Raw genomic sequence first — 24,350 nt, 5'->3', positions numbered from 1 at the left:
CTCGATTTCATAATAGAATGGATAAGTTAAATTGATAAGATCTTCCAGGCATTGCTCTTAGGTAAAGCACTTGGTAGTCAGTGTCTAGCATATTGTTGATTTGAAAACTTAAAGGAACCTGAAGCTTGCCCACAGTAAGTTGGTCGTAGCCCAACCCGAAGTTGAAAAGCTGAAAGGAGGGCATCAAGCGAGGGTTGTCGGCTGTGACCGATCTTTCTCCGACGAAGTTTGTGGCTATGAAGCTGGTGAAACCGGATTTCTTTATTTGCACTTTTGCGTTTGCCTGATGCTGTGGCGTATAAGGCAACTGCTTTCCTACTGACTGGTCATTCTCATCTGTTCCTTTGGTAGTTACAGCTTTGGAGTAGGTGTATGATGTGGTCAGTTCCCAATTCCAAGTTCCAATTGCTCCATCTAAACTCCCTTGGTATTCCAGGCCTTGGTTGCTGACTTTTTTGATGTTTTCAGGAGTCCAGACACTTCCTTTAGGCAGCCAAATGATCCAGTTGTCTACGGACATTTTGTAGTAAGTCAGACTTTGAGTCCAATTTAGATTTCCCTTTTTATTCCAGGTCAAGCCGATTTCTCCGCTTAAACTTTCCTCTGGAAGCAGATCTGGGTTACCTCCGGGATTCCAAAAGCGATCATTGAGCGTAGGAACTTTGAAGCCTTTCCCTAGGGAAGTTTTCAGTTGCAAAGCCTGAGTATTTGTATTCCAAAATTTCCAGTCCATTCCCAAGTTTGGAGTGAAGGGGGCGAAAGTCCCTGAATAAACTAATTGGCGAAGGTTAAGCGCAAAGGAAAAGTTATCTGTGGCTGAAAATTTCGTGCTTTGATACAATTCGATGCGTTCATCATCGGCTTGATACGTGCTTAGATCTCCTTTGGTCAGCGTGTATCTAGCCCCAAGTTTTGAAGTCCATTTGTCAGAAATTTTCTGATCCCAATCTCCCGCTAGAAAGTATTGTGTGCTGTTATTTTGACTGGCATTGAAAAGTTGCTCGTTCTTCACGAAGCCTGTTTTTAGATTCCAAACTGACTTTTCTTCAAAATGAAAGAAGTCAATCGCTGCCCGAAAAGCCTGATCTTCCTGTTCATCATTGGTGTTTGATCCCATGACCGGCTGAACTTCCCGATTGGTTTTATTCCACCAAAATGCAGTTTTAACTTGGTTGTTTGCGTTCAGATTCCAAACCAAATCCTGTACTATTCCGATCTGTTCAAACTGTGCATGATCTTCTTTTACTTCTGGCGTTCCGATTTGTCCCAGGTCATTGTAAGGGAAATTGTTCTTGGAGAATTCGCGATAAACCTTGATTTTACTGCTGAAATTTTTCGAGGAAAATCCTGCAAAGGCTGAGGTATTAAACAATCCAAAGCTTCCGAACTGCTGAGAAATGCCAGCTTGAAAGCCTTTTCCAAAATCAGTAGAAGTGCTTAAATGTACAGAACCACCAATAGCTTCATTCCCGAAAAGTGCTCCAGCATTTCCAAACTGAAGACTTATCTGATCGATGGCCGTCACAGGTAAAATTGATAAATCACTTTGCCCAAGTGAAGGGCTGTTGATCGGCAAGCCATTCCAAAAAACAGCTGTGTGACCAGCTGAGGTGCCTCGGAATGAAGGAGATGCAATCATTCCAGCCCCGTATTGTCTGACAAAAACCGGAGATTGCTCCTGAAGGAGGTCGCCAAGAGAGCGACCCTGGTAGTTTTCCAAGTCCTTTTTAGTCCAGCTGATTACTTTTTGGCCTTGGGCAAATCTATCTAGAGCAGGAGCATAGACTTCCACTTCGGCCAATTTTACCGTGTCCTGAATCGGGCTAGAAGCCACAAAAGAAAATGCCCAAACAAGCAAAAACATCCCTGATCGAATTAGTTATAAATTCGATTCGGGCTTAGAGAGAAATGGGAAGAAGGGATCGAAACCGAAAAATCGGTTCTGGTACTTTCTTCATTGCTTTTCCTCCGAAAGCACAGAATCAACAGAAATGGGCAGGTCTCCTGGCTCACCGAATTTGCCGCCTTCTCATCCCGAATTGGTTTCGGAACAATGGCATTGTTGACAAATCATTTGCGGAAAAATCCGCTAGGCTTACAGTTGCGGGGACAGCTTTGGTTTTACACCAAATTCCCTTTTAATCCCAAGAGCTCAGATGCGAGATTGGGAACCTATTTCGACCGCAAAAGTAGATTGGGAAAGCGTAGAAAAAAAATCTGTTTGTTGAGAAATTTTGGAAGTGGCGAAAACCCGAGCTTATTTTGGGCTTTAATATCTCCAATTATTTCTGTGAAAAATCAACTATTTGGGCTCTTTATTAGGCTAGTTTTTATAAGTGTAACCTATTCTTTTACAGCGTGTAATACAAATAAAGAAGAGGGGAATACGGAACTGGAAAAATTAGACTTAACCTATGCTTCAGGATTTACAATTTCCCGAGGAAATAATTTTTGGGAGTTGGAAGTTACTCAGGCATGGTCAGGTGCGGATAAGATCTTTACCTATTTGGTATTGGAAGAAAATGCTGAAAAACCAGCCGGAAATTTCGATGCAATTATCCAGCTTCCAGTGGAAAAAATCATCCTGACTTCGACCACTCATATTCCACATTTGGATATGCTGAAGAGCACAGAAAAGTTGATTGCTTTTCCCAATCTAAATTTGATTTCTTCAGAAAATACCTGGCGACAAATTGATGCTGGAAGGGTGGAGGATTTAGGATCGGGTCCCTCTGCAAATACTGAAATGGTCATTGATTTGGCACCTGATTGGATCATGATTTCTACGCTGGGAGATGATTTGAAATACCTGGATTTGCTGGCGCAAGCTGAGATTCCTGCGATAATCAACGGTGAGTATGTGGAGCAACATCCGCTTGGAAGGGCGGAGTGGATCAAGTTTACAGGGGTGCTTTTAGGGAAATATGAGGAAGCCAAAGCTGTTTTTGAAGAGGTAGAAAAAGACTATTTAGAGGCTGAGAAATTGAGTGATTCAATCATCGATTCACTTCGGCCAACTGTTCTCAGCGGAGTACTTTATCAGGATATTTGGTATGCTCCAGGAAGTGAAAGCTGGGGTGCGAAGATTCTCCAAAATGCTGGTGGAAACTATATTTTCTCAGATCAAAAAGGAACTGGCAGTGCACAATTGAATTATGAATTTGTGCTCGAAAATGCATTGGAGGCTGATTTCTGGATTGGGTCTGCTGATTTTTCAGATTTGGAAACAATGGGGAATGCTGAGCCACGGTACAAGGCTTTTAGGGCTTTTAAATCCGGAAATGTATTTTCTTATACGCAAAAAAGAGGTAGAGCTGGCGGGCTGGAATATTTTGAGTTGGGCTACATGCGCCCGGATTTGATTCTAAAAGATTTGATCAAAATTCTTCATCCGAACTTACTTCCAGCGTATGAGTTGTATTTTTATCAACAACTCGATGCAAAAAAATAGTCCATTTCTTCTTCTCTCGGCTGCCCTAATTCTACTGATTTTGAGTTTTCTGCTCAATGTCAGTTTGGGATCTGTGTCTATTTCTCCGAACGAAATTCTGTCAGGGATTTTTACTGGAGATTGGACTAAGGCATCCAGGGAGCAGATTATAGTGAACTATAGACTGCCAAAAGCTCTAGTAGCAATATTAGCTGGAATAGGACTAAGCATAAGTGGGCTTCAAATGCAGACATTTTTTAGAAACCCACTTGCAGGGCCCTTTGTGTTGGGGATTAGCTCTGGTGCTGGTTTGGGAGTTGCTATCTTAATGTTGGCAGGCTCAGCGTTTGGATTATCAACATTTGGTGGAGCTATTAATCCTTGGGCAATTGCGATTGCAGGTACATTAGGTGCAAGTTTGGTCTTACTTACTGTAAGTTTAGTAGCGTGGAAAGTGAAAGATAGCATGACCCTATTGATCGTAGGATTGATGTTTGGCTCTGCGGTATCGGCTATTATTTCTGTTCTTTCTTATTTCTCAGGCGCAGAGGCTTTGAAGCTTTTCACGATGTGGTCCATGGGGAGTTTAGGAGGTTTGGTTTGGGATCAAGTTTGGATTCTAGGGTTGGTGATTTTTATAGGAATCATTCCAGTGATAGCCTCGATCAAGTCCTACAATGGAATGCTCCTAGGTGAGAGCTACGCAAAAAGCATGGGGATTAATCCTGACCGATTGCGATGGCTGATGATTCTCAGTACAGGATTATTGGCAGGAAGTGTCACTGCATTTTGCGGTCCGATAGCTTTTATAGGGATTGCAGTGCCGCATTTGGCAAGGATGGTGTGGAAAACCTCAGACCACAGATTTCTTTTTCCAGCTTCAGCCTTGATAGGAGGGAGTTTATTGCTCTTATGTGATGCCGTTGGGCAGTTGCCAGGATCTGCTCAGACTTTGCCGATTAATGCGGTTACATCGCTTGTAGGAGCCCCGATAGTGATCAGTTTGGTGCTTCGCAAAAACTTCAGCAAGGAATTTTAAGCCATGAGAAAAGCATCAATAATCGGGAAAAAATTAAGCTTGGGTTATACCAAAGGTAAAGTTCAAAGGGAGATCCTTCATGAATTGAGTTTTGAGCTTTTTTCAGGTGAAATGACTTGTTTACTTGGTCCGAATGGCGTAGGGAAATCAACTTTGGTAAAGGCCATTTTGGGACAGTTGAAGCCCTTCGAAGGAGAAGTTTTGTTGAATGAGAAGCCTATTTCTACATATTCAAACGAAGACTTAGCCAAGCAGCTTTCAGTGGTGTTGACCGAGCCTTTTTTACCTGCTAACATGACAGTTGGACAATTGGTGGCGATGGGTCGAATTCCACATACAGGTTGGACGGGGAAACTGGAAGATAGAGACCGAGTAGCAGTTCAGCAGGCGCTTTCTGCAACGAAAATTGAATATTTGCAAGAAGACCGAATTTCTGAAATATCTGATGGGCAGCGGCAAAAAGCACTGATAGCACGCGCGCTTGCTCAAGATGGAAAGGTGATGGTATTGGATGAGCCGACTGCTCATCTGGATTTGGTAAATCGATATGAAATCATGCATCTGCTTCAGGAGATCGCCAAAACTCAAGGTAAATCAATTCTTGTGGTCACCCATGATTTGGAGATTGCACTGGAGACAGCAGACCGATTTTGGTTGCTGAACTGTGGCACGCCACTAATCTCAGGATTGCCGGAAGATTTGGTGATTTCCGGTGAAATTAATCAGCTATTGCCTGGGAAGAAATTTCATTTCAGCGTAGAAAAAGGGAGAATTGAATCTAAGGTTCAAGATTTGAAATTTGAAATTTCTGGTCCCGAGGATCTCGCTGGTTGGATTTCAAAAGCACTTGAAAAGGCTGGGATAAATGGATTGGCAGGAGCTATTGAGGTTAGCAGAGAACCGTTTTTGATTAAATATGCTGGGCGGGAATTTTCTAAGGTAGAGGAGTTTATTTTGGCTTTGTGACCTTTGAGGTTTAGAAAACCTCGAAGGTCTCTAAATCCCTTCAAAACTGATTAATTACAAAGTGGGGCTATGATTAAGTGATCTTTTACCTATATTTTGAGATCAATTTAGAATCTAATTTACTTTTGAGATTATATGTTATTTGAACTGATTCGATTGGAATTTCTGAAGAGTTTCCGATCTACTTCATTTGCCAAAAGCGTGATGGTTGCCATATTTCTTGGCTTCCTGGCAATTATGCTTTTGGGATATCTGCTGATGGCAGGGATATTTCTAAGTAGGATTTTGGGTGAACTTGCCGAAGGACAAGATCCTATTGAGGTTCTGAATTCAGGCCTGATTTTCTTTTTTCTGGTGGAATTCATGTATCGATATTTCCTTCAGAAGTTGCCTGTTATAGAACTTGAAAGTCTTCTGCATTTACCTATTTCTAAAAGGAAAATCATGCATATGCTACTTGGGAGATCCTTTTTCTCTCCATTGAGCATTATCGCACTGATACTGTTTACTCCTTTTGCGTTTACCGAGATTTCAATTCAATATGGAGTTGCTGGTGCGGTCTCCTGGCTGGGAACTCTCCTGTTTATTAGCTGGACCTTGCATTGGTTTATGCTTTGGTTCAAGCAGAGATTTGAAGATAGTTTGATCGGAGTGGTGATTGTATTTGTCATTTTGCTTTTGGGTGGCGGATCTACTTATATGGGGTGGTTTAATTTGGGAGAGTTAGTTGCTCCTTTCTTCACCTTGGCTATGAGTAGTTTTGTGCCAATGGCCATCATGTTGGTATTGTGTTTTGTTGGATACTACATGGCATTTTCCTACTATTTGAATAATGCTTACCTGGAAGATTTGGCTAAGGAGGAAGAGGCTAGATTTGTGAATCAATCAGTAGGGTTCTTTGCCCGATTTGGTATGGCAGGGGAGCTAGCAAATCTAGAATGGAAGCTAATTATCCGACATAAAAAGAGCCGAACCTTTCTGATGCTTAGTGCTTTTTTTCTGCTTTACGGTACCATTTTCTATGATAATCCAGCTTACCAAGATGGACCAATGAGGAACATCTTTATTTTCGTAGGAATCTTTATCACCGGAATCTTTATGATCCAGTATGGTCAGCTTTTCTTAAGCTGGAACTCTGGGTATTTTGACTTTTTCCTGAGCCGAAGAGATGGTGTTAAAAATTTAGTACGAGGAAAATATCTTCTTCTACTTTCTATTTCCTTACTGTGCTTTTTGTTGTCAATTCCTTATGTGTACTTCGGGTGGTCATTTCTGTTGATTCACTTGGCTACCTTCCTATTTAATGCTGGAGTAATGATCCATTTGATCATTTACCTTGCTCTTTGGAAGCCAAAACCAATGGATCTGAATAAAGGAGCAATGTTCAATTACGAAGGTGTAGGAGCAGCTCAATTCCTTATGATTATCCCGATGATGGTTGCTCCGTATGTGATTTATTTACCTTTTGCTATGTTTTTCAATTTCTATGCAGGACTTGCTGCTTTAGGCACGGTGGGAATCGTAGGGATTATATTCTTCAATAAGCTATCCTCTATTAATATTAACCGGGTTTTAAAAAACCGATATGAAATTTCATCTTCATTCCGTCAAGAATTATGATACAAGTAACTAACATAAAAAAGCAATATAAAGAAGCTGTAGTCTTAGATATCCCAAAATTAGATATCCCAAAGTCAGAGTGCTTTGGTTTAGTAGGGAACAATGGCGCGGGCAAAACGACCTTGTTTCGAATCATGCTTGATCTCGTTCGTGCGACGGCCGGAAAGGTGGAAATCGATGCGAGAGATGTGAGTAAAACTGAAGATTGGAAAAAAACTACAGGAGCATATTTGGATGAGCACATGCTCTTGTCCTATCTGACTGCTGATGAGTATTTCCAGACGCTTCGTAAAATCTACGGCCTTTCTGAGGCTGATTTGCAGCTACATTTGAGCAAGTTCACCGAGTTCTTCAATGATGAGATTGTAGGGAAGAAGAAATACATACGTGACCTTTCAAAGGGTAATCTAAAGAAAGTAGGAATCGCAGCTGCACTCATGGGAAATCCTGAAGTAGTCTTTTTGGATGAGCCCTTTGAAAACCTGGATCCTAGTTCTCAGATTCGACTGAAAAAATTGATCCTTCAGGAAAAAGAAACCTCTCAGGTTACTTTTTTGATCTCGAGCCATGACCTTACTCATGTGACAGAGATCTGTGATCGCATAGTGCTTTTGGAAAAAGGTAAAATCATTAATGATCTGAGAGATAAATCAGCCATGCTTGCTGAGTTGGATGCTTATTTCACAGGGTGAGAAACTGGTCGAATGTGTCCAATATTCTGCATATAATGAACATAAGGTAGGGAATACCTCTTTTGCTGGACATGTTTGGCTAACGTGTCCATTTTATCTATAAATATGGACGCATTGTCAAGAGATGTCCATTTGGTGGACATGTTTTCGCTATATGTCCAATTTTTGAAAATATATGAACACGTTTATCGGTTTGTGTTCATATTTTTAATAAATTTGGACACGAAAAGCTTTTAGTCTTATGCCTTACGACCGGAATTTTCCGTATAATGATTTGCCTCTACTTCCTCCTTCCAAGGCAGTTGAGGAAGATATCGCAGTATTGAAAAAATTGGTCACTGCATCGAGGGCATTGGCTTCAGTAAATGCCAGCGTACTTCGCTTGCCTAACCCCACTATGCTGGTGAATACAATTGCCCTACAAGAGGCGAAAAGTTCTACGGCTATAGAGAATATTTTTACCACAGAAGATGAGCTATATAAGGCCGTTTCAGATTTGATTCAGGAGGAAAAGGCAGACTCTGCTACGAAGGAAGTGTTGCGATATCGAGAAGCGCTGTGGGAAGGATATGCCAAGATGAACCATAAATCCCGGATAGATGAGGAGGTGATTCTGGATGTTTTTCAGGAGGTCAAAAATACCAATGCAGCCTTTCGCTCGCCAGCTACGCAGACGGTTATCAAGCGGGGCAATAGTGAGTTTCGCTCGGGTGAGACTATTTATACTCCACCTAGAGGCGAGCAATTACTTCAGGATTTAATGGACAATTGGACAGAATATCTCGGTAACGACACAGATTTTCCTACAGATCCACTATTGAAAATGTGCATATCTCATTATCAATTTGAAGCTATTCACCCTTTTGCAGATGGGAATGGAAGGACAGGTAGAATCCTGAACCAGCTTTATTTGGTCAATAAAGAGTTGCTGGATCTTCCTGTCTTATATCTATCCAAGTATATCATTGTCCACAAGGAAGATTATTACTATCACCTTGGGTCTGTCACTCAGCGTGGAGACTGGAAATCCTGGATCTTATTTATGCTGGAAGCGGTGGAGAAAACTTCCAAACTGACGGAAGATTTAATCCATGAAATAATTGTACAGATGGAAGCTACGCTAGACCACGGTAAATCAAAAATCAAGTGGTATTCGAAAGAGGTCAATGAGTTGATTTTTTCACAACCTTATCTCAAATCCAAGACCCTTGGAGAATTGATGGGAGTTAGTTCAAGAACGACTTTGACGAAATATTTCTCAGAGTTGATCGAAGCAAAGATTCTGTTTCCAAAAAAAGACGGAAAGGAAGTGTATTACGTGAATGAAGAGCTTGTCAGGATTTTAGGAGATTAACAAAAAAGTCCCTCCGAACCTTCGGAGGGACTTTCGAATTTGCTATCCATTTGATCGTATGGATAGCGGATCAACCTTTAATCAACCAATTTATTTCCATCCGCCACCAAGCGCTTGATAGATGTCGACAGTGGCATGCATTTGTTTCATCTTAGTTTCGATTAATTCAAATTTAGATTCCAGCGCATCTCTTTGAGTCAATAGCACTTCCATGTAATCCGCTCGAGCAGAGTTGAAGAGTTCATTAGAAATTTCCACGGACTGAGTGAGTGCCTGTACTTCCTTAGACTTCAAATCATAGGTTTGTTCCAAGTTGCTGATATTGGAAAGCTGATTGGCAACCTCTACATAAGCATTTAGGATAGTTTGCTCATAATTGTAGATAGCTTGAATCTGCTTTGCGTTAGCTGTCAAATACCTCGCTTTAATCGCATTTCTATTGATCAAAGGAGCTACCAGTTCACCGGCAAGTGAATAGATCAGTGACTGAGGCGAAGTGAATATGTAGCTAGGGTTAAAAGCATTGAACCCAAGGCCAGCTCTGATTTCCAAAGAAGGGTAGAAGTCAGCTTTAGCAACTTGAATGTCAATCTTCGAAGCGGCTAATTCAAGTTCTGCTTGTCTGATATCAGGTCTGTTTGCCAAAAGTTGAGAAGGAATACCCGCCTGAACCGCCTTTGGGATTAGGTCTCCAAATGCGTTTGGGTTTCTTTCAACTTTCTGAGGGAATCTACCCACCAAAAAGTTGATTCTATTCTCGACTTCCATGATGTCCTGCTGAATACCATACTGAAGACTCTTGGTGTTTAGTACTTGAGCTTCAAACCTTCGCACAGCCAACTCAGTAACTCGGGCTGCAGTTTTCTGATATTTTACAATTTCAAAGGCATTGTTTTGGATCTCGATGTTCTGTTTTACAATAGCCAGTTCATTGTCCAATGCGAGAAGTTCGTAATATGAGTTTGCTATTTCAGCGATCAGATTGGTTACCATGAAGTTTTTACCTTCAACGCTTCCGAGATACCTGGTCATTGCTGATTTTTTAGCATTTCTCAGTTTATGCCAGATATCGACTTCCCAAGTAGCATAGGCTCCTAGCATATAGTCCTGCAAAGGTTCAGGCATTTCTTTGCCAGGCTTGATTTCAGTATTGGCATCATTTGCACCTTGGCTAGTATATCTGCCCACTTTGTCTACGCCCGCAGCTGCTCCGATTCCCACAGATGGTAAGATTTCTCCTTTACGAACTCGTATTTCGTTCTGTGCGATTTGAATTTCCTGCAAAGTGATATTCAATTCCTGATTGTTGCTCAAAGCAGTGTCAATCAAGGCTTTCAGATATGGGTCGTTGAAATAGTCTTGCCATATCAAAGATGCAGTATTCGTAGTGTCCTGAGAGCTATTAGCAAAGCTCTCAGGTACTGCATTATTTACATCTTTCTGTAATAGCTCCGGTGTTTTGCAACTAGTCACTGCTAATGTGATAGCCACTGCCCCAAGGCATGTATATATGATTCTCTTAAGCATGTGAGTGTTGTTTTTGTTCAGAAAGTGGAGATTCATCTTCATTTTTGATCAGGTGTCGACCATCCGCCAAATTCCCAAATATGAAATACAAGCCAGGTACGATGATTACCCCAAAAATGGTCCCGAATAACATACCACCAAGTGCTGATGCACCAATTGTATGGTTACCAATAGCACCTGCTCCCGATGCCACGATCAATGGAATCAAACCAGCAATAAAGGCAAATGAAGTCATCAGAATAGGACGGAAACGTACCTTGGCACCTTCGATAGCAGCTTCCAAGATGCTCAATCCTTCCTGGCGCTTTTGCACGGCAAATTCCACAATCAACACTGCGTTTTTACCCAATAAACCTACCAACATGATCAGACCAATCTGTGCGTAGATATCATTATCCAGTCCCATCAACTTTAGCAAGAAGAATGAACCGAATACCCCCGCCGGAAGTGAGAATACTACTGCTAGCGGTATGATGAAACTTTCATATTGAGCTGCCAGGACAAAGTACACAAACACCAGTACGATGAGGAATACATAAAGTGCTTCATTACCACGGTTCGATTCATCGAAGGAAAGGCCTTCCCAAGCAATGTCATAACCTTTAGGCAACGTTTGAGCAGATACTTCTCTAATCGCCTGTATCGCATCAGCAGTGGTATAGCCTTTAGCCGGAAGACCACGGATAGATGCAGAATTGTACATGTTGAAACGAGTCACCTCATTAGGTCCTTGTGTTTTCTTCATTGTCATGAAGGCTGAGTAAGGAACCATTTCCCCGGCTTCATTCCTCACAAATAGATTCAAAACATCTGAGGGAAGTCTTCTAAATGCAGGATCTGATTGTACGTAAACTTTGAAGAATCTACCAAATCGGATGAAACCCTGCTCATATGTACTACCGATAAGAATGTTCAGGTTTTCCATTGCGTCTCCGATGGAAACTCCTTTTTGCATTGCTTTATCATTATCTATTTCCAACTCATATTGAGGATAGTTGGCAGCGAAGAATGTGAACAAACCTGTTATTTCAGGACGTGCACTTAGATCATCCATAAACTTCTGATTAATCTTATCAAAATCCTGATAATCAGTTGTGGTAGTCTTATCTAATAGCCGCAAGGAGAAACCTCCGGATGAACCGAAACCTGGGATTGCAGGTGGCTCAAAGAATTCCACAACGGCGCCTAGACCTTTTGATTCTTCCTCAAGTTCTTCCATGATCTCTTTTACCGTATGCTTACGATCGCCCCAGGGCTTTAAGTTGATCAAACAAGTACCTGCATTGGAACCACGACCTTCCGTCATGATCTCGTATCCTGCAAGGGAAGAAACGGATTCTACTCCATCGATTTCCTCACATATTTTCTGTAACTTCTGAGAAACCTGATTGGTACGCTCCAGCGTAGATCCTGGAGGTGTTTGGATAATCGCATAGATTGTTCCCTGATCTTCACTAGGGATAAAGCCTGCCGGAAGAATCTCGTTTTCGAATACAATCCCAGCTCCAAAGAGCAATAGTATGCCAAAGGTGAGCCATCTGCGACTTACCATGGAGCGAAGTAACTGAACATATTTGCCGGTTAACTTATCAAAACCACTATTGAATCCATCCAAAGCTTTGGTGAGGATATTTCTTTTCTTCTCTTTTCCATGGTGGTTTTTCAAGAGCATCGCACAAAGCACCGGAGTCAGCGTTAAAGCAATGATTGCTGAAATCACAATGGAACTTGCCATTGTAATGGAGAACTGACGGTAGAATGTACCCACTGGTCCACTCATAAAGGAGATAGGGAGAAACACGGAAACCATTACTGCCGTGATGGCGATGATAGCTCCAGAAATTTCACCAAGAACTCTTTTCACAGCTTGATATGGCGACAAATGAGGCATTTCCTCCATCTTAGCATGCACCGCTTCCACTACTACAATTGCATCATCGACCACAATACCAATAGCAAGTACTAAGGCAAAAAGGGTAATGATGTTGATAGATAGTCCAAACATCTGAAGCACGAAAAACGCTCCGATCAGTGATACTGGCACAGCAATGATTGGAATCAATGTCGATCGCCAATCACCCAAGAATACAAATACAACTAGAGCAACTAGGATAAATGCATCACGCAACGTATGAATTACCTGTTCGGTAGATGCGTCCAAGAATCGGGATACGTCATAACTGATACTGTAATCCATTCCCGGAGGAAAAGATTCTTTCATCGTTTCCAGTTGCGCTTTTACTTCTTCAATTACATCACTGGCATTGCTACCGTAGTTTTGTTTCAATACAATCGCAGCGGATGGATGACCATCCAGATTGGAGTATATGTCAAAGAATTCACTACCGAGTTCTGTCCGAGCTATGTCTTTCAACTTTATGGATTCCCCTTCAGAGTTGGCTCGTATGATGATATTGTCATACTCTTCAGGCTTGCTGAAACGCCCTTTGTAAGTCAATACATATTCTAGTGATTGTGCTTCTATGCCCGAGCTTTGTCCGATTCTACCTGGGCGGCCTACGATACTTTGCTCTTGCATAGCTTCCATTACCTCATCTACTGAGACATTGTATGCTCGCATACGATCAGGATTCAGCCACACACGCATCGCGTAAGTACGGCTACCTAATATTTGAGATCTTGCTACCCCTTTAATCCTGTTGATTTCAGGGATCATATTCACGTTAGCGTAGTTGTACAGGAATTTTTCATCCATGTTTTCGCTCTTGGAATACAGGTTGACATACATCAACATACTTGGTTGTATGGGTGTGATTACCACACCTTCACGCTGAACGAGTTCGGGTAGAAGAGGCATTACCTGATCCACCCTCGTCTTCACACGTATTACTGCCTGGTTAGGATCCGTGCCCGGTTCGAAGATGATGTTAATTGTAGCTTCACCGGCAGAGGTAGCATCCGTTGCCATGTATCTCATATCCTGCACACCGTTGATTGCGTTTTCCAAGGTGATCAAGGTGGATTTCACAAGTACATCTGCGCTTGATCCAGGGTATGCTATGAAAATACTGACTGTAGTAGGGGCAATCGGAGGGAACTGAGATATAGGTAGTTGCTTGATAGACAACGAGCCGATAAATACGATAATGATCGAAATCACAATCGCAAGGACTGGTCTTTTTATGAATGTGCTAAACATTAGTGTTTCTGGTTTTTATGAGAGAATTGACTACTCTGCATATAAGTCTAACTGAGACAATGCTGTGTGCGGATCTACGAAATCATAGTGTATCTCTTCATTTTCTCTTACCAGACGCAAACCTTCCAGAAGGATTTTGTCACCCTTTTCCAACCCAGCAGATATCACATAAATGTGAGGTATTTCTGCAGCAATGGTCACTTCTCTGGAGCGGATTTTATTTTCTTCGTCTACTACATAGACATACTTTTTTTCAAGTACTTCGAAGGTTGTTTTTTGAGGAATTAGTAGTGCATCCTTTAATGGAATACTCATCTCAATATTACCAGTTTCGCCGTGTCTTAATAGTCCGTCAGGGTTGGGGAATGTCGCTCTGAAGGCAATGTTGCCTGTTTCATTATTGAAATCTGCCTCTATAGTTTCTACTACGCCAGGATAAGTGAAGTACTTATTGTTTGCCATTAGTAGATTCACAATGACATCATCCTCACTTTTTACTTCAGCTTTGTATTCCAAGTATTCAGCTTCTGGTACGTTGTAGTAAACCCACATTTTGCTGTTGTCTGAGAATTCAGATAGCAATTCTCCTTCGTCTAGCAAACTGCCTTCTCGCACACGGAATCGGCCAATAATGCCGTCAAAAGGTGCGCGGATCTCTGTGAATTGCAAGTGGACTTCTGCCAATGCAAGTTCAGCTTTGGCTTTAGCCAATTTCGCTTTTGCCATAGCCAGCTCATTTGGAGCAACGATATTTCTATCTGCCAGCGTTTTGGTGTTTTGATATTCGATTTCTGCAAAATCTACTTCAGCCTTGGCACTTTGTTGTTCTGCTTCATAAAGCTTAGGCATGATCTTAAACATGATTTGCCCTTTTTTCACAAGTTGGCCTTCGTCTACATAGATTTTTTGTAGATAGCCTCTTTCTTGAGCTCTCAGCTCAATATGCTGTATTGAATGAATTTGGGATACATAATCTTTGGTGATCAATGTATCCATGGTGAGGGGGCTAGTAACCTGAAAGGTGGTTTCCTCTTCGTGATGCTCTTCTCCGTGTGAAGTACAGCTTGCGATCCACATTGTGCTGCACAGGCTAAAGAGCATGAAAATTTGATTTTTCATGTGTTATTATTTGAATTTTAATGGTCACATGGAATCGCGCATTTCTCATAATCGTACGCGTGTACGACACTTGAAATAGCCTCGATTTCATAGGTTGATTTAATAAAAACGATACTTTTTTCCGGGTGATTTTGGGAGGTTGTGTATAAGGGAATACACAGAAACCGTTGAGCATCAGGTGTTTTTTTAGCTGATGTTCTAAGGGGTAATTAAGAAAATGGGAGTGTTAGGCAAGAATGGTTTTCTGCCTCAAAAAAGTAGTATTATATTCTAAATACCTGAATGACTACGTGTTTACGAAGCTCTCCTGTATTTGGCACAAACTTGCTGAAATGCAAGTCATGTGATGAAGTTTGAAAGAGAAAACCGAAAATCCGGGTAAAGTATATGGCGCTGAAGTATGCGCTATCTAAAAAGCTATGATCTGTGACAAACTTATCATCTTCCTCTTCAACTTTGGAATTGTTGACGGTAAATATATTGCTGCCATGCTCTTTGCTTGCAGAAATAGATAGGGGGTGTTGTTTTGTATTGTTGATTCCTACAGAAGTCTCAAAAGAGCCTCCTGCGCTTTCTAAAGCATTATCACTATCAATACTGGCATAGATAGCACTATACCCACTCGATATGAGAATACTTAGCGATAATAAGAATCTAACTAGATACTTTGCCATTTGGGTACAAACTTATGTAAGACTTCGCCAATAGTCAAGGGCAATTGATGAAATATCAGTAAAGATTTGTTGCTTTTATTGAAAATACTTTAATTCCCTCATTTTGAGAGTAATATGTTGTTTGCCAGAGTACACATTCAAAGGTGTTACGTTTTTTAAGCGAGCTTATATTGAGTAGTTTATCCGTCAGGAGTATATAGGGGGACAGGTGTTTTGAGGGTGATGGGTAGGCTCGGCGCGTTATAGGAAATTGCAAGTGCAGAAGAGAAGGAAAGTATAATGAGTTCGACTTTTGCAGAAAAAATAACTTTTCAGGATTAAAATGTTCGAACTCCCGAAGTCACCAAATTTGTTAAGCTTATCTATCTGATAAATAGTGGATTATCTTCAAAAAAGAAAGGCACAAATCCTTCAAAATTGGATTTGTGCCATCAGGTGGAGCTGGCGAGATTCGAACTCGCGTCCAGATAAGGAAACAACGTACCTTCTACATGCTTAGTCACCTGTTAGGTTTTCGATCGAAATATGCTGGGTGACACACCTTGTTTCGACTTAGCTACTGAATCTTAAACTTGCATAATAGCATCACAAGCAGCAGTCCGATCAAGTCGACACCTCAGATCCACCCGGATCAGACAACGGGCGGTGAGATGTGGCCGGGGAATTACTCTCGTAACTCAACCCTTTAAGCGTTCTTTCCTGTTAAGGTAAGATTAGGCAGCCATAGCGTAAGATTCTTCGCCATTTATAGTGCATATGAATTTTTCAAGGCCGTACATACTCCAGCCTGCATGCGAGCCCGATCTTTACACTTACTGTCAAAACCGGTCAGCCCCATTTGAATTAGGATGACAAAAGTAATGGGAAAATAGTTCCGACTTGAGGTCGGGGTAATAAAATTTAATTATTCAGTGATCAGTGTTCAGTTGGCAGGCCGATTACTGAACACTGCGCATTGAATACTTATTCAAATTCTCTAATAATATGCGCTTCAAACTCAATTCTTTACGGAAAATCTTTTAAATAGCTCGGATTTCAGGCATCCCGAGTATAGAGTTTTTTATATCTTGCGGTGATGGAAAATTTCGTCGTTTCGGCAAGAAAATACAGACCGGCAGATTTTAAGAGCGTAGTAGGACAGCAGCATATCACGACCACGCTCCAGAATGCCATAAAAAACAATCACTTAGCTCAGGCTTTTTTGTTTTGTGGTCCACGTGGGGTGGGTAAGACTACCTGTGCGCGTATCCTTGCCAAGACAATCAACTGCGAAGATCTTCAGGCTGACTTCGAAGCATGCGGTAAATGCGAATCCTGTGTTTCTTTCCAAAACAACAGTTCCTTCAATATCTACGAGCTCGATGCTGCTTCGAACAACTCCGTGGATGATATCCGTAATCTGGTAGATCAAGTACGCTATGCTCCGCAAAAAGGGCAGTATAAAGTCTATATCATTGATGAGGTTCACATGCTTTCCAATCAGGCTTTTAATGCCTTTTTGAAGACTTTGGAGGAGCCTCCTAAGTATGCCATTTTTATTTTGGCAACCACAGAGAAGCATAAAATTATCCCTACTATTCTTTCTCGTTGTCAGATTTTTGATTTCAATAGAATTCAGATCAAAGACATTTCGGGTCATTTGCAATATATCGCGGAAAAGGAAAAAGTGGATTATGAGGAAGAAGCGCTTAGACTTATTGCCACCAAAGCAGATGGCGCGCTTCGGGATGCACTTTCTATGTTTGATTTGATTGTGACTTATTCCGCTGGGAAAAAAGTGACCTATCATGAGACCATAGGAAATCTTCATATTCTGGATTATGACTACTATTTCAAAGTTTTGGATGCTTTGGTCTCTGAGGATCTTTCTCAGGTTTTATTGATTTTTGACGAGATCCTGAAGAAAGGTTTTGATGGGCATAATTTTATTGTTGGACTTTGCGAGCACTTACGTGACTTGTTAGTGGCCAAAGATCCTGCTACTATAGAGTTGATAGAGGTGTCAGAGTCTGCTAAAGAACGCTATTTGCAACAAACAGAAGCGGCTTCAGCTTCATTTTTACTCTCTTCATTGAACATCGCAAATCAATGCGATATCCATTATAAGACTTCAAAGAATCAGCGCTTGCATGTGGAGTTGGCTCTGATGAAAATGGCGAAGCTTCCTCAAGCATTTCGCCTTTCTATGATGGCAGCAGAGGATGCAAAAAAAAAAGCCTGACAGGGGAAGCCCCTGAACCAGTAAAAGAATCAATTGCCTTACCCATATCTTCTAGTTCTGCAAAACCTAGCTCTTTGCAGAAGACTATTTCTATTCCAAAAAACCTCGGGCATACCAAACAGTTAGCTGAGCAAAAGGCTAAAGATGAACTTATCCAAGCCAGATCTAAGGTAAGTGAAGAGGTTATTGAAGTAGAAATTGAAGGGAGAGATCTTACTCAAAGTATCTTAGATGAAGTCTTTCCAAAAGTAAAAGAACATTTTCAGCAGCTTGGGAAAAGTATGGAATTGGCGATTCTAGGTGATTCTATTAAAATGAATTCTGATACGGTAATCCTTGAGGTGATGGGGCACGTGCAAGAAGAACTTGCATTGAAGATGAAGCCTGAATTAGTTCGAGTAGTCCGGGAATTTGGCTCAGTCAATCATTTTAAAGTAGAAATTGAAATAAAAGAAGAGCTGGAATCAGAACGGAACAAACTTTATACGAGCACCGATAAATTCAATTTTTTAAAAGAAAAGCACGCTGCATTGGCAGAGTTTCAGCGTAGGTTTGGACTGGAAACAGATTTCTAAAAGTCAAGTGAAATCCCAAAGTTGATTAGATTTTGCAGTTGCACTGCTTGTCTGGACGTCCCGTCATCTTGTTTGATAAACACCTCCTCATCATAGATTAGCACGGTTTCTATTCGAGTGGAAATAAATTTATTCACCTGCATTCTGATCACAGATTTGAAATTGACAACCATATTTCCAAATACCTCATAGTTTGAGAAAAGATTGATGTCTGATTTCCAGGTGACATTTTTCATTAATTGGATGTCTGTCACAGAAGCCGCAAGCGAAACCCCAGCTTCAGCTCGAACATTTTCCCCTGGTACTACTCCGAATGCACCAGCACGACTCAGTGAATCATCCAATACAATCGTAAATCTACCTGTGAAAGGGGAGAGTATTACCGAAAGCTTACTTTTGTCTTTATAGGTTTTTCGGTAGTTAAGACCCGTGGAAGATTGTACATAGCCAGGAGAAAGTAAGTCGGATATTTTTGTTCGGATTTCCACATCACTTCCCGCTGGTCTGGAAAATTTGTAACCAGCAAGCAGCTGTGTCCTTGCATCTAATTGAGTGGATAAGTAGAAAAATTCAGAAAGCTCCCGACCATAATTACTGACAAAAGTGAAGTTATCATTAGTTTTTCTGGTTTTGAAATCTCTATCATCTTGTCGGTTGAACCCAAGACTTACAGTAAGCTGAGTATCCCAAACCTTATTATCTTTTTTGTAATTAGCATAAAGAGTCAAGCCGGAGTTCATTGCAAAAGTACTTGCGCCACCCGCAGCCCAATTTGACAAAGTGACTTGCTGAATATTTAGGTTATAATTGCCTCCTGTTTTCCAGAAAATTTCCTTTACTGGCTCTTCTACAAATAGTGAATCTCCAAGCATCAATAAAGTATCTCCATTAATGAGGACAGTATCAGGAATGTATTGCCTGTCCTGAGCCTGCAAAGTTTGGCCGAGGCATACTAGAAGTAATCCAAAAATTAGGAGATATTTTGACATTTAAAAAGCGTGGATGATTGCAATTTAAGGGCGGAAGATAACCAATTTCTGCCCTATGGATATGATGTTTTGAGCTCCAATATTGTTCCAGCTTTTCAACTGGTTGACAGTCACTCCGTATTTCTTACTTATAGCAAATAGTGTGTCTCCACTGGAAACAGTATGTGTTATTTTTGAGGTTGAAGAAGTAGTGTTATTAGGGGCGGAAGTATTAATAGCCGGTTGATTAGTGGTAGGAATAGTCGATACCTCTGATGCCATAACTTCTCTGGTTGGTGCTGGGTTATTGATTTTCACCATCGGAATATCCTCTCCACGTTTTCTATGCTCTTGAAGGTTTAGTACCATTCCAACTTTCAAGTCTCTGTCTTTTCTGATTCGGTTCTTAGACTTCAGTGCAGAAAGTTTGATTCCGTATTTCTGAGAAATGCTCCACAGGGTCTCTCCTGAGCGAACGATATGTGTAGCGACTTCAGCACTTGCATTCTTTTTTTCGGTGTAATAATACTCTCCAGCTTCGATACGCTCCCCTTTATCTAGGTCATTTAGCCTTCTCAATTTATTTTCTCTAATACCCACTCGATCTGAGAATGTACTTTGTGTAGTGGATTGAGCAGCTTGTACACCATCAAGATTGTTCACGGTAATCTGGTCTGGCTGTGAAGCTTTGGTCGTGTTTCCAGAGATTCTCGGGAAGGAATTAGCTTGTTGATAAGCAGGTGAAGTAGAAGTAGTGGTCGAGTTAGAACTTTGGCTAACAGGTTTTGATTCGGTGATGATTGCCTGCTGAATCGGTGCTGATCCATCACGTACATATACTACAGTATAAACTCTGTCGCCTGGGATTTTTCCGTTTTTAGTCCAGAGATTATATTCTTCTAAATGCTTTTCTGTCACCCCATACTTCTTGGCCAAAGCAGCCAGAGTGGTAGGCCCTTGAACTCGCTCTTCCACCATGTATTGACCACTGCTGGTAAATGAGGTGGTTTGGCTTCCAAAAGCGATTTTGTGAGCCAAGAATTTTTTAAAATACCAATGTGTATTTCGGTCTACATCTACGATCTGCTTGCCATTGTATTGAGTCCCAAAATAGGCTTTCGCTCCTCCCAAACCCATTTGGTAAGAAACCAAAGCGCACATCCAGTTGTCGAAGGTGTTATTATGCTTCTGTAAATAGAGTGCAGCTCCTTTAGTTGATGAGACAATATTTTTTCGATCATCGATTTGGTTATCTACTCTTAGAAAAACCTCCTCTGCTGTTCCTTGCTTAAACTGCCAAAAACCAACTGCATTAGAAGTAGAAACAGCATCTCCGATCAGACTACTTTCTTGAATAGCAAGGTATTTTAGATCTACAGGTACGCCTGCATTCCGAAGTTCCCGCTCGATAATCGGCATATATAAATTGACTCTATCCTGCTTTACTTTGAAATAGGAAGGATTTCTGTATTGTGCATCTACGTCAAGCTGGATTTCACGTCTAGCCTGGGGATTTATTCGTACGATTAGATCTGCAAACTCCAATTCCGCAGGTACTTGCGGTATTTGGGCCATGGACTCTTGGCCAAAAAACACTAGCAGGATGAAAAGAAGGTAAGGGGTACTGTTGATTTTCATTCGAAAAAGGCTTTCATCATCGATTCTGACTCATTTTAGCAAAAATGATTCCCCTTTTCGTTTCGGCTAGATTTTTCTTGCAATCATTACTCCATCCCGAATTGGGAGAAGTGCGTTTTCGACTCTTGGGTCGTTTTGAACCATCGCATTGAAGTCCAATAAAGCTTGGGTGTCCTTGTCTATTTTCTTGCCTTTCTCGACTAGGATTTTACCTGACCAAAGCACATTGTCTGCAAGGATAATCCCTCCAGGATTCATCTTATCGATGATCAAGTCGTAATACTTTCCGTAATTGATTTTGTCAGCGTCAATAAACACCATGTCAAAAGGGCCCGTAAGTTCAGGTATAATTTCGAGCGCATTTCCCAACCGGTAATCGATTTGGCCGGCAAGTCCACTTTCATCAAAAAATCCACGGACCATCGTCTCCAGCTCATCATTGATGTCCAGCGTAATTAACTTTCCACCTTTTTTCAATCCTCTAGCTAGGCAAATCCCTGAATAGCCAGTGTAGGTGCCAATTTCAAGAATAGTTTTTGGATTTTGCATTTTGGCGAAAAGTTCCAGCATTTTCCCTTGCAAATGTCCGGAGATCATCCGGGGCATCATCACTTTTGCCTGCGTTTCACGTGTGATTTTTTGAAGCAGAAGATCTTCCTCACTGCTGTGATTTTCACAATAGGTTAAAAGAGCTGGATCGATAAATTCCATAATTATTGGGGCGTGTAAGTTAGGAAAGTAAGTTGGTCAGGATTGAAGATTTCTTCGGCGATTCCCTGGATTTCTGCTGCTGTGGTATTTTTGATCTGGGTGAATATTTTGTCCAAAGGATCTACTTTTCCATGATCCAGGAGACTTTTTCCATACACTAGCATCAAGGCGGAGTAATTTTCCTCAGCCATCGCCATTTGGCCAATTGCCTGTTCTTTTGCCATGTGAAGCTGAAGTGTCCCTAGTCTGGTATTAGCTAATTTGCTCATTTCTTTTAAAACTAGTGCTTGTGCTTTTTTCAGCGTTTTTCCCTCGGTACCAAAGTATATTCCAAAAAATCCTATGTCTGAAAAAGGCTGATAACTGGACTCTATACTATATACATAACCATGTTTTTCCCGAAGCATCAGGTTCAGACGGCTATTCATACTTGGCCCACCCAGGATATTATTGAGCAGGTAAAGTTTGAATCGATTAGGATCGTAAAGGGAAAATGCCGGTCGTCCAATTGCACAAAGGGACTGGCTGATATCTCGTTCCTGCGTTTTCACTTTGGGTACATAGTTGTTGAATCCATTTCTGACATAGAGACTTCTCTTCGTCTGGATTTGGGATAAAGGAGTCTCAATTCCCTTTAGAACTTTTTGGAAGGAGATATTCCCTACGACTGAGAAGATAAGTCTGGAAGTGTCCAAACGAGTGGAAATGAAATCAAAGAAATCCTGCTGAGTAAAGCTTCCGACGGTTTGCTCTGTACCCAAGATGTTTCTTCCCAGTGCATGATTCTCAAAAACCAATTCGTCGAGCTCATCCTGAATCGCATCATCTGGAGAATCCCGGTACATTGCCATTTCTTCCAAGATAACTTGCCGCTCTTTTTCTATCTGCTTTTCCGGGAATGTGCTGTTGAAAGTGATGTCAAAAAGTAATTCGGACGCTTTGCCATAATGCTCCTTTAATGTTGATGCATAGAAGCATACTTTTTCTTTGGTGGTATAGGCGTTAAGTTCTCCGCCGAGCGATTCCAGGCGATTAAGAATATGGAAGGTTTTACGCTTCTGTGTGCCCTTGAAAGCCATGTGCTCCCAGAAATGAGCCAGACCTTCTTGCTCTTTGGTCTCATCTCTACTTCCTATATCTAATATAAATCCGCAGTGAACTAGTCTGGTATGGGTAACTTCCTGATGGACAATCCGAATGCCGTTACTAAGTTCTTTGATGTTTAATTCCATGCTTTAATTTACCCTGTCGGTAATATACAAAGTAAAGCAGGAAAATGGTTCCAGAGGAATTTCAAACCTAATTTTCACCTGAGAATTTGTAACTTTCCAACTCAGAAGAATAAGAATAATATGAAATACCAACCTCTTTCCAGTTCTCTATACATTAAGAATCGTGAGAAATTTTGCTACAAACTTGCTGAAAGTAGCGTCGCGATTTTTAATTCGAATGACATCATGCCTACCAACGCAGACGGAACCATGCGCTTTCGTCAGAATAATGATTTGTTTTACCTGACAGGTATAGATCAGGAAGAAACGATATTACTCGTCGCGCCGGATTGCCCAAACCCTACTATGAGAGAAGTCCTGTTTCTACGTGAAACAAACGAGCATATCGCTATCTGGGAAGGGCACAAGTACACAAAAGAGGAGGCTGAAGCTACATCTGGAATCAAAAATATTCAGTGGCTAAGCAATTTTGATCAGGTGTTTAATACCGTTATGGCGCTTAGCTGCAATGTCTATCTGAATACGAATGAACATCTGCGAGCAGGTGTGGTGGTGGAAACTCAGGATGCTAGATTCATAAAAGAATGCAAGGAGAAATTTCCGCTGCATAATTATCATCGATCAGCGCCAATAATGCACGAGCTGAGAGGAGTGAAGGAAAAGGAAGAAATTGACCAGCTACAGATAGCTTGTGACATTACTGAGAAAGGCTTTAGAAGAATCTTGTCTTTCGTAAAACCAGGAGTTACTGAATATGAGATAGAAGCAGAGTATCTGCATGAGTTTGTGAGAAACCGTAGCAATGGCTTTGCGTACCAGCCTATCATCGCCTCCGGAGCTTCTGCTTGTGTGCTTCATTACATTGAAAATCACAAAGAATGTCTTGCGGGAGAATTACTTCTCATGGACGTAGGTGCAGAATATGGTAATTACAATGCCGATATGACGCGTACCATTCCAGTGAGTGGGAGATTTACAGAGCGACAACGAGCAGTTTATGATGCTGTTTTAAGAGTGCAAAAAGAAGCTGCTAATATTCTAAGAATCGGTACAAACATTCAGGATTACCACAAAGAAGTAGGATTGATCATGCAAAGTGAATTGGTTGGCTTAGGTCTGATTGATCAAACTGACATCAAAAATCAAGATCCAGCTTGGCCTGCTTATAAAAAGTACTTTATGCATGGTACTTCCCATCATTTGGGACTGGATGTGCATGATGTTGGGACGATGCATGGGCCAATTAAACCTGGAATGGTATTTACAGTAGAACCAGGAATCTATATTCAGGAAGAAGGTTTAGGTGTCAGATTGGAAAATAATATCGTAATTAAGGAAGAAAAAGGTTATTTCGACTTGATGCGTAATATTCCAATAGAAGCTGAGGAAATCGAAGATTTGATGAATAGTTAATTGGATTTTTA

At 41.2% G+C, this 24,350-nt stretch carries 18 protein-coding genes, 1 other RNA gene and 1 riboswitch; of the genes, 9 read left to right on the top strand and 10 right to left on the bottom strand.

Annotation, left to right across the window (positions count from 1 at the left end; genetic code table 11):
- Window positions 1-7: 7 nt before the first annotated feature.
- Window positions 8-1,864 carry a TonB-dependent receptor gene (locus QOL76_RS11365; protein WP_283413081.1) on the bottom strand — a complete coding sequence of 619 codons (1,857 nt, stop codon included), beginning with the start codon at window positions 1,862-1,864 and terminating at the stop codon, window positions 8-10.
- A 113-nt stretch (window positions 1,865-1,977) separates the two neighbouring features.
- Window positions 1,978-2,191: riboswitch (cobalamin riboswitch) on the bottom strand.
- A gap of 99 nt (window positions 2,192-2,290) precedes the next feature.
- On the opposite strand from QOL76_RS11365, the gene QOL76_RS11360 reads away from it, so the two are divergent.
- The 6 genes from QOL76_RS11360 to QOL76_RS11335 all read left to right on the top strand — a co-directional run bounded on the left by QOL76_RS11360 (window position 2,291) and on the right by QOL76_RS11335 (window position 9,101).
- Window positions 2,291-3,451, top strand: coding sequence for an ABC transporter substrate-binding protein (locus QOL76_RS11360; protein WP_283413080.1), 1,161 nt, complete (start codon window positions 2,291-2,293; stop codon window positions 3,449-3,451).
- Window positions 3,438-4,469 (top strand): iron ABC transporter permease, encoded by a 1,032-nt coding sequence (locus tag QOL76_RS11355; protein WP_283413079.1) that lies wholly within the window; start codon window positions 3,438-3,440, stop codon window positions 4,467-4,469. The genes QOL76_RS11360 and QOL76_RS11355 overlap by 14 nt, the downstream gene beginning before the upstream one ends.
- 3 nt (window positions 4,470-4,472) lie before the next feature.
- The gene (locus QOL76_RS11350) at window positions 4,473-5,435 is read left to right on the top strand and encodes an ABC transporter ATP-binding protein (protein WP_283413078.1); all 963 of its coding nucleotides are present in this window, start codon (window positions 4,473-4,475) and stop codon (window positions 5,433-5,435) included.
- A gap of 135 nt (window positions 5,436-5,570) precedes the next feature.
- A complete protein-coding gene (locus QOL76_RS11345; RefSeq protein ID WP_283413077.1) occupies window positions 5,571-7,055 on the top strand; it encodes a DUF5687 family protein in 1,485 nt (494 codons plus the stop codon).
- Window positions 7,052-7,747: an ABC transporter ATP-binding protein gene (locus QOL76_RS11340; protein ID WP_283413076.1), complete on the top strand. Its 696-nt coding sequence runs from the start codon at window positions 7,052-7,054 to the stop codon at window positions 7,745-7,747. Before QOL76_RS11345 ends, QOL76_RS11340 begins: the two co-directional genes overlap by 4 nt.
- A 241-nt stretch (window positions 7,748-7,988) precedes the next feature.
- Window positions 7,989-9,101, top strand: coding sequence for a Fic family protein (locus QOL76_RS11335; RefSeq protein ID WP_283413075.1), 1,113 nt, complete (start codon window positions 7,989-7,991; stop codon window positions 9,099-9,101).
- A 90-nt stretch (window positions 9,102-9,191) separates the two neighbouring features.
- On the opposite strand, the gene QOL76_RS11330 is transcribed toward QOL76_RS11335, so the two are convergent.
- The 5 genes from QOL76_RS11330 to ssrA form a co-directional block, all read right to left on the bottom strand.
- The gene (locus QOL76_RS11330) at window positions 9,192-10,628 is read right to left on the bottom strand and encodes a TolC family protein (RefSeq protein WP_283413074.1); all 1,437 of its coding nucleotides are present in this window, start codon (window positions 10,626-10,628) and stop codon (window positions 9,192-9,194) included.
- Complete coding sequence (locus QOL76_RS11325) at window positions 10,621-13,788, bottom strand: efflux RND transporter permease subunit (RefSeq protein WP_283413073.1); 3,168 nt, start codon at window positions 13,786-13,788, stop codon at window positions 10,621-10,623. The genes QOL76_RS11330 and QOL76_RS11325 overlap by 8 nt, the downstream gene beginning before the upstream one ends.
- 30 nt (window positions 13,789-13,818) lie before the next feature.
- On the bottom strand, window positions 13,819-14,907 hold the full coding sequence (locus QOL76_RS11320; protein WP_283413072.1) for an efflux RND transporter periplasmic adaptor subunit: 1,089 nt from the start codon (window positions 14,905-14,907) through the stop codon (window positions 13,819-13,821).
- Window positions 14,908-15,170: 263 nt separating this feature from the next.
- The gene (locus QOL76_RS11315; protein WP_283413071.1) at window positions 15,171-15,581 is read right to left on the bottom strand and encodes a hypothetical protein; all 411 of its coding nucleotides are present in this window, start codon (window positions 15,579-15,581) and stop codon (window positions 15,171-15,173) included.
- A 433-nt stretch (window positions 15,582-16,014) separates the two neighbouring features.
- Window positions 16,015-16,417: a transfer-messenger RNA gene (gene ssrA / locus QOL76_RS11310) on the bottom strand.
- Window positions 16,418-16,656: 239 nt separating this feature from the next.
- On the opposite strand from ssrA, the gene QOL76_RS11305 reads away from it, so the two are divergent.
- Entirely contained in the window at window positions 16,657-17,802 is a 1,146-nt protein-coding gene (locus QOL76_RS11305; RefSeq protein WP_283413070.1) for a DNA polymerase III subunit gamma/tau, read from the top strand.
- Window positions 17,803-17,876: 74 nt separating this feature from the next.
- A complete protein-coding gene (locus QOL76_RS11300; RefSeq protein WP_283413069.1) occupies window positions 17,877-18,377 on the top strand; it encodes a hypothetical protein in 501 nt (166 codons plus the stop codon).
- Here QOL76_RS11300 and QOL76_RS11295 read toward each other — a convergent pair.
- The 4 genes from QOL76_RS11295 to QOL76_RS11280 form a co-directional block, all read right to left on the bottom strand.
- Window positions 18,374-19,366, bottom strand: a complete 993-nt coding sequence (locus tag QOL76_RS11295) for a DUF3078 domain-containing protein (RefSeq protein WP_283413068.1) — start codon at window positions 19,364-19,366, stop codon at window positions 18,374-18,376. The two genes, QOL76_RS11300 and QOL76_RS11295, sit on opposite strands and share 4 nt — an antisense overlap.
- Before the next feature lie 24 nt (window positions 19,367-19,390).
- A complete protein-coding gene (locus QOL76_RS11290; protein ID WP_283413067.1) occupies window positions 19,391-20,983 on the bottom strand; it encodes a lytic transglycosylase domain-containing protein in 1,593 nt (530 codons plus the stop codon).
- Window positions 20,984-21,049: 66 nt separating this feature from the next.
- Window positions 21,050-21,694, bottom strand: a complete 645-nt coding sequence (locus tag QOL76_RS11285) for an O-methyltransferase (protein ID WP_283413066.1) — start codon at window positions 21,692-21,694, stop codon at window positions 21,050-21,052.
- A 2-nt stretch (window positions 21,695-21,696) separates the two neighbouring features.
- Window positions 21,697-22,926 (bottom strand): M16 family metallopeptidase, encoded by a 1,230-nt coding sequence (locus QOL76_RS11280; RefSeq protein WP_283413065.1) that lies wholly within the window; start codon window positions 22,924-22,926, stop codon window positions 21,697-21,699.
- A gap of 120 nt (window positions 22,927-23,046) precedes the next feature.
- Between QOL76_RS11280 and QOL76_RS11275 the strand changes: the two genes are divergently transcribed.
- Window positions 23,047-24,339, top strand: a complete 1,293-nt coding sequence (locus QOL76_RS11275; RefSeq protein ID WP_283413064.1) for an aminopeptidase P family protein — start codon at window positions 23,047-23,049, stop codon at window positions 24,337-24,339.
- Window positions 24,340-24,350: the final 11 nt, after the last annotated feature.

Origin of the sequence: Algoriphagus winogradskyi (assembly GCF_900182815.1) — a bacterium.
GTDB lineage: Bacteria > Bacteroidota > Bacteroidia > Cytophagales > Cyclobacteriaceae > Algoriphagus > Algoriphagus winogradskyi.
This window is presented reverse-complemented; position numbering and strand designations above follow the sequence as displayed.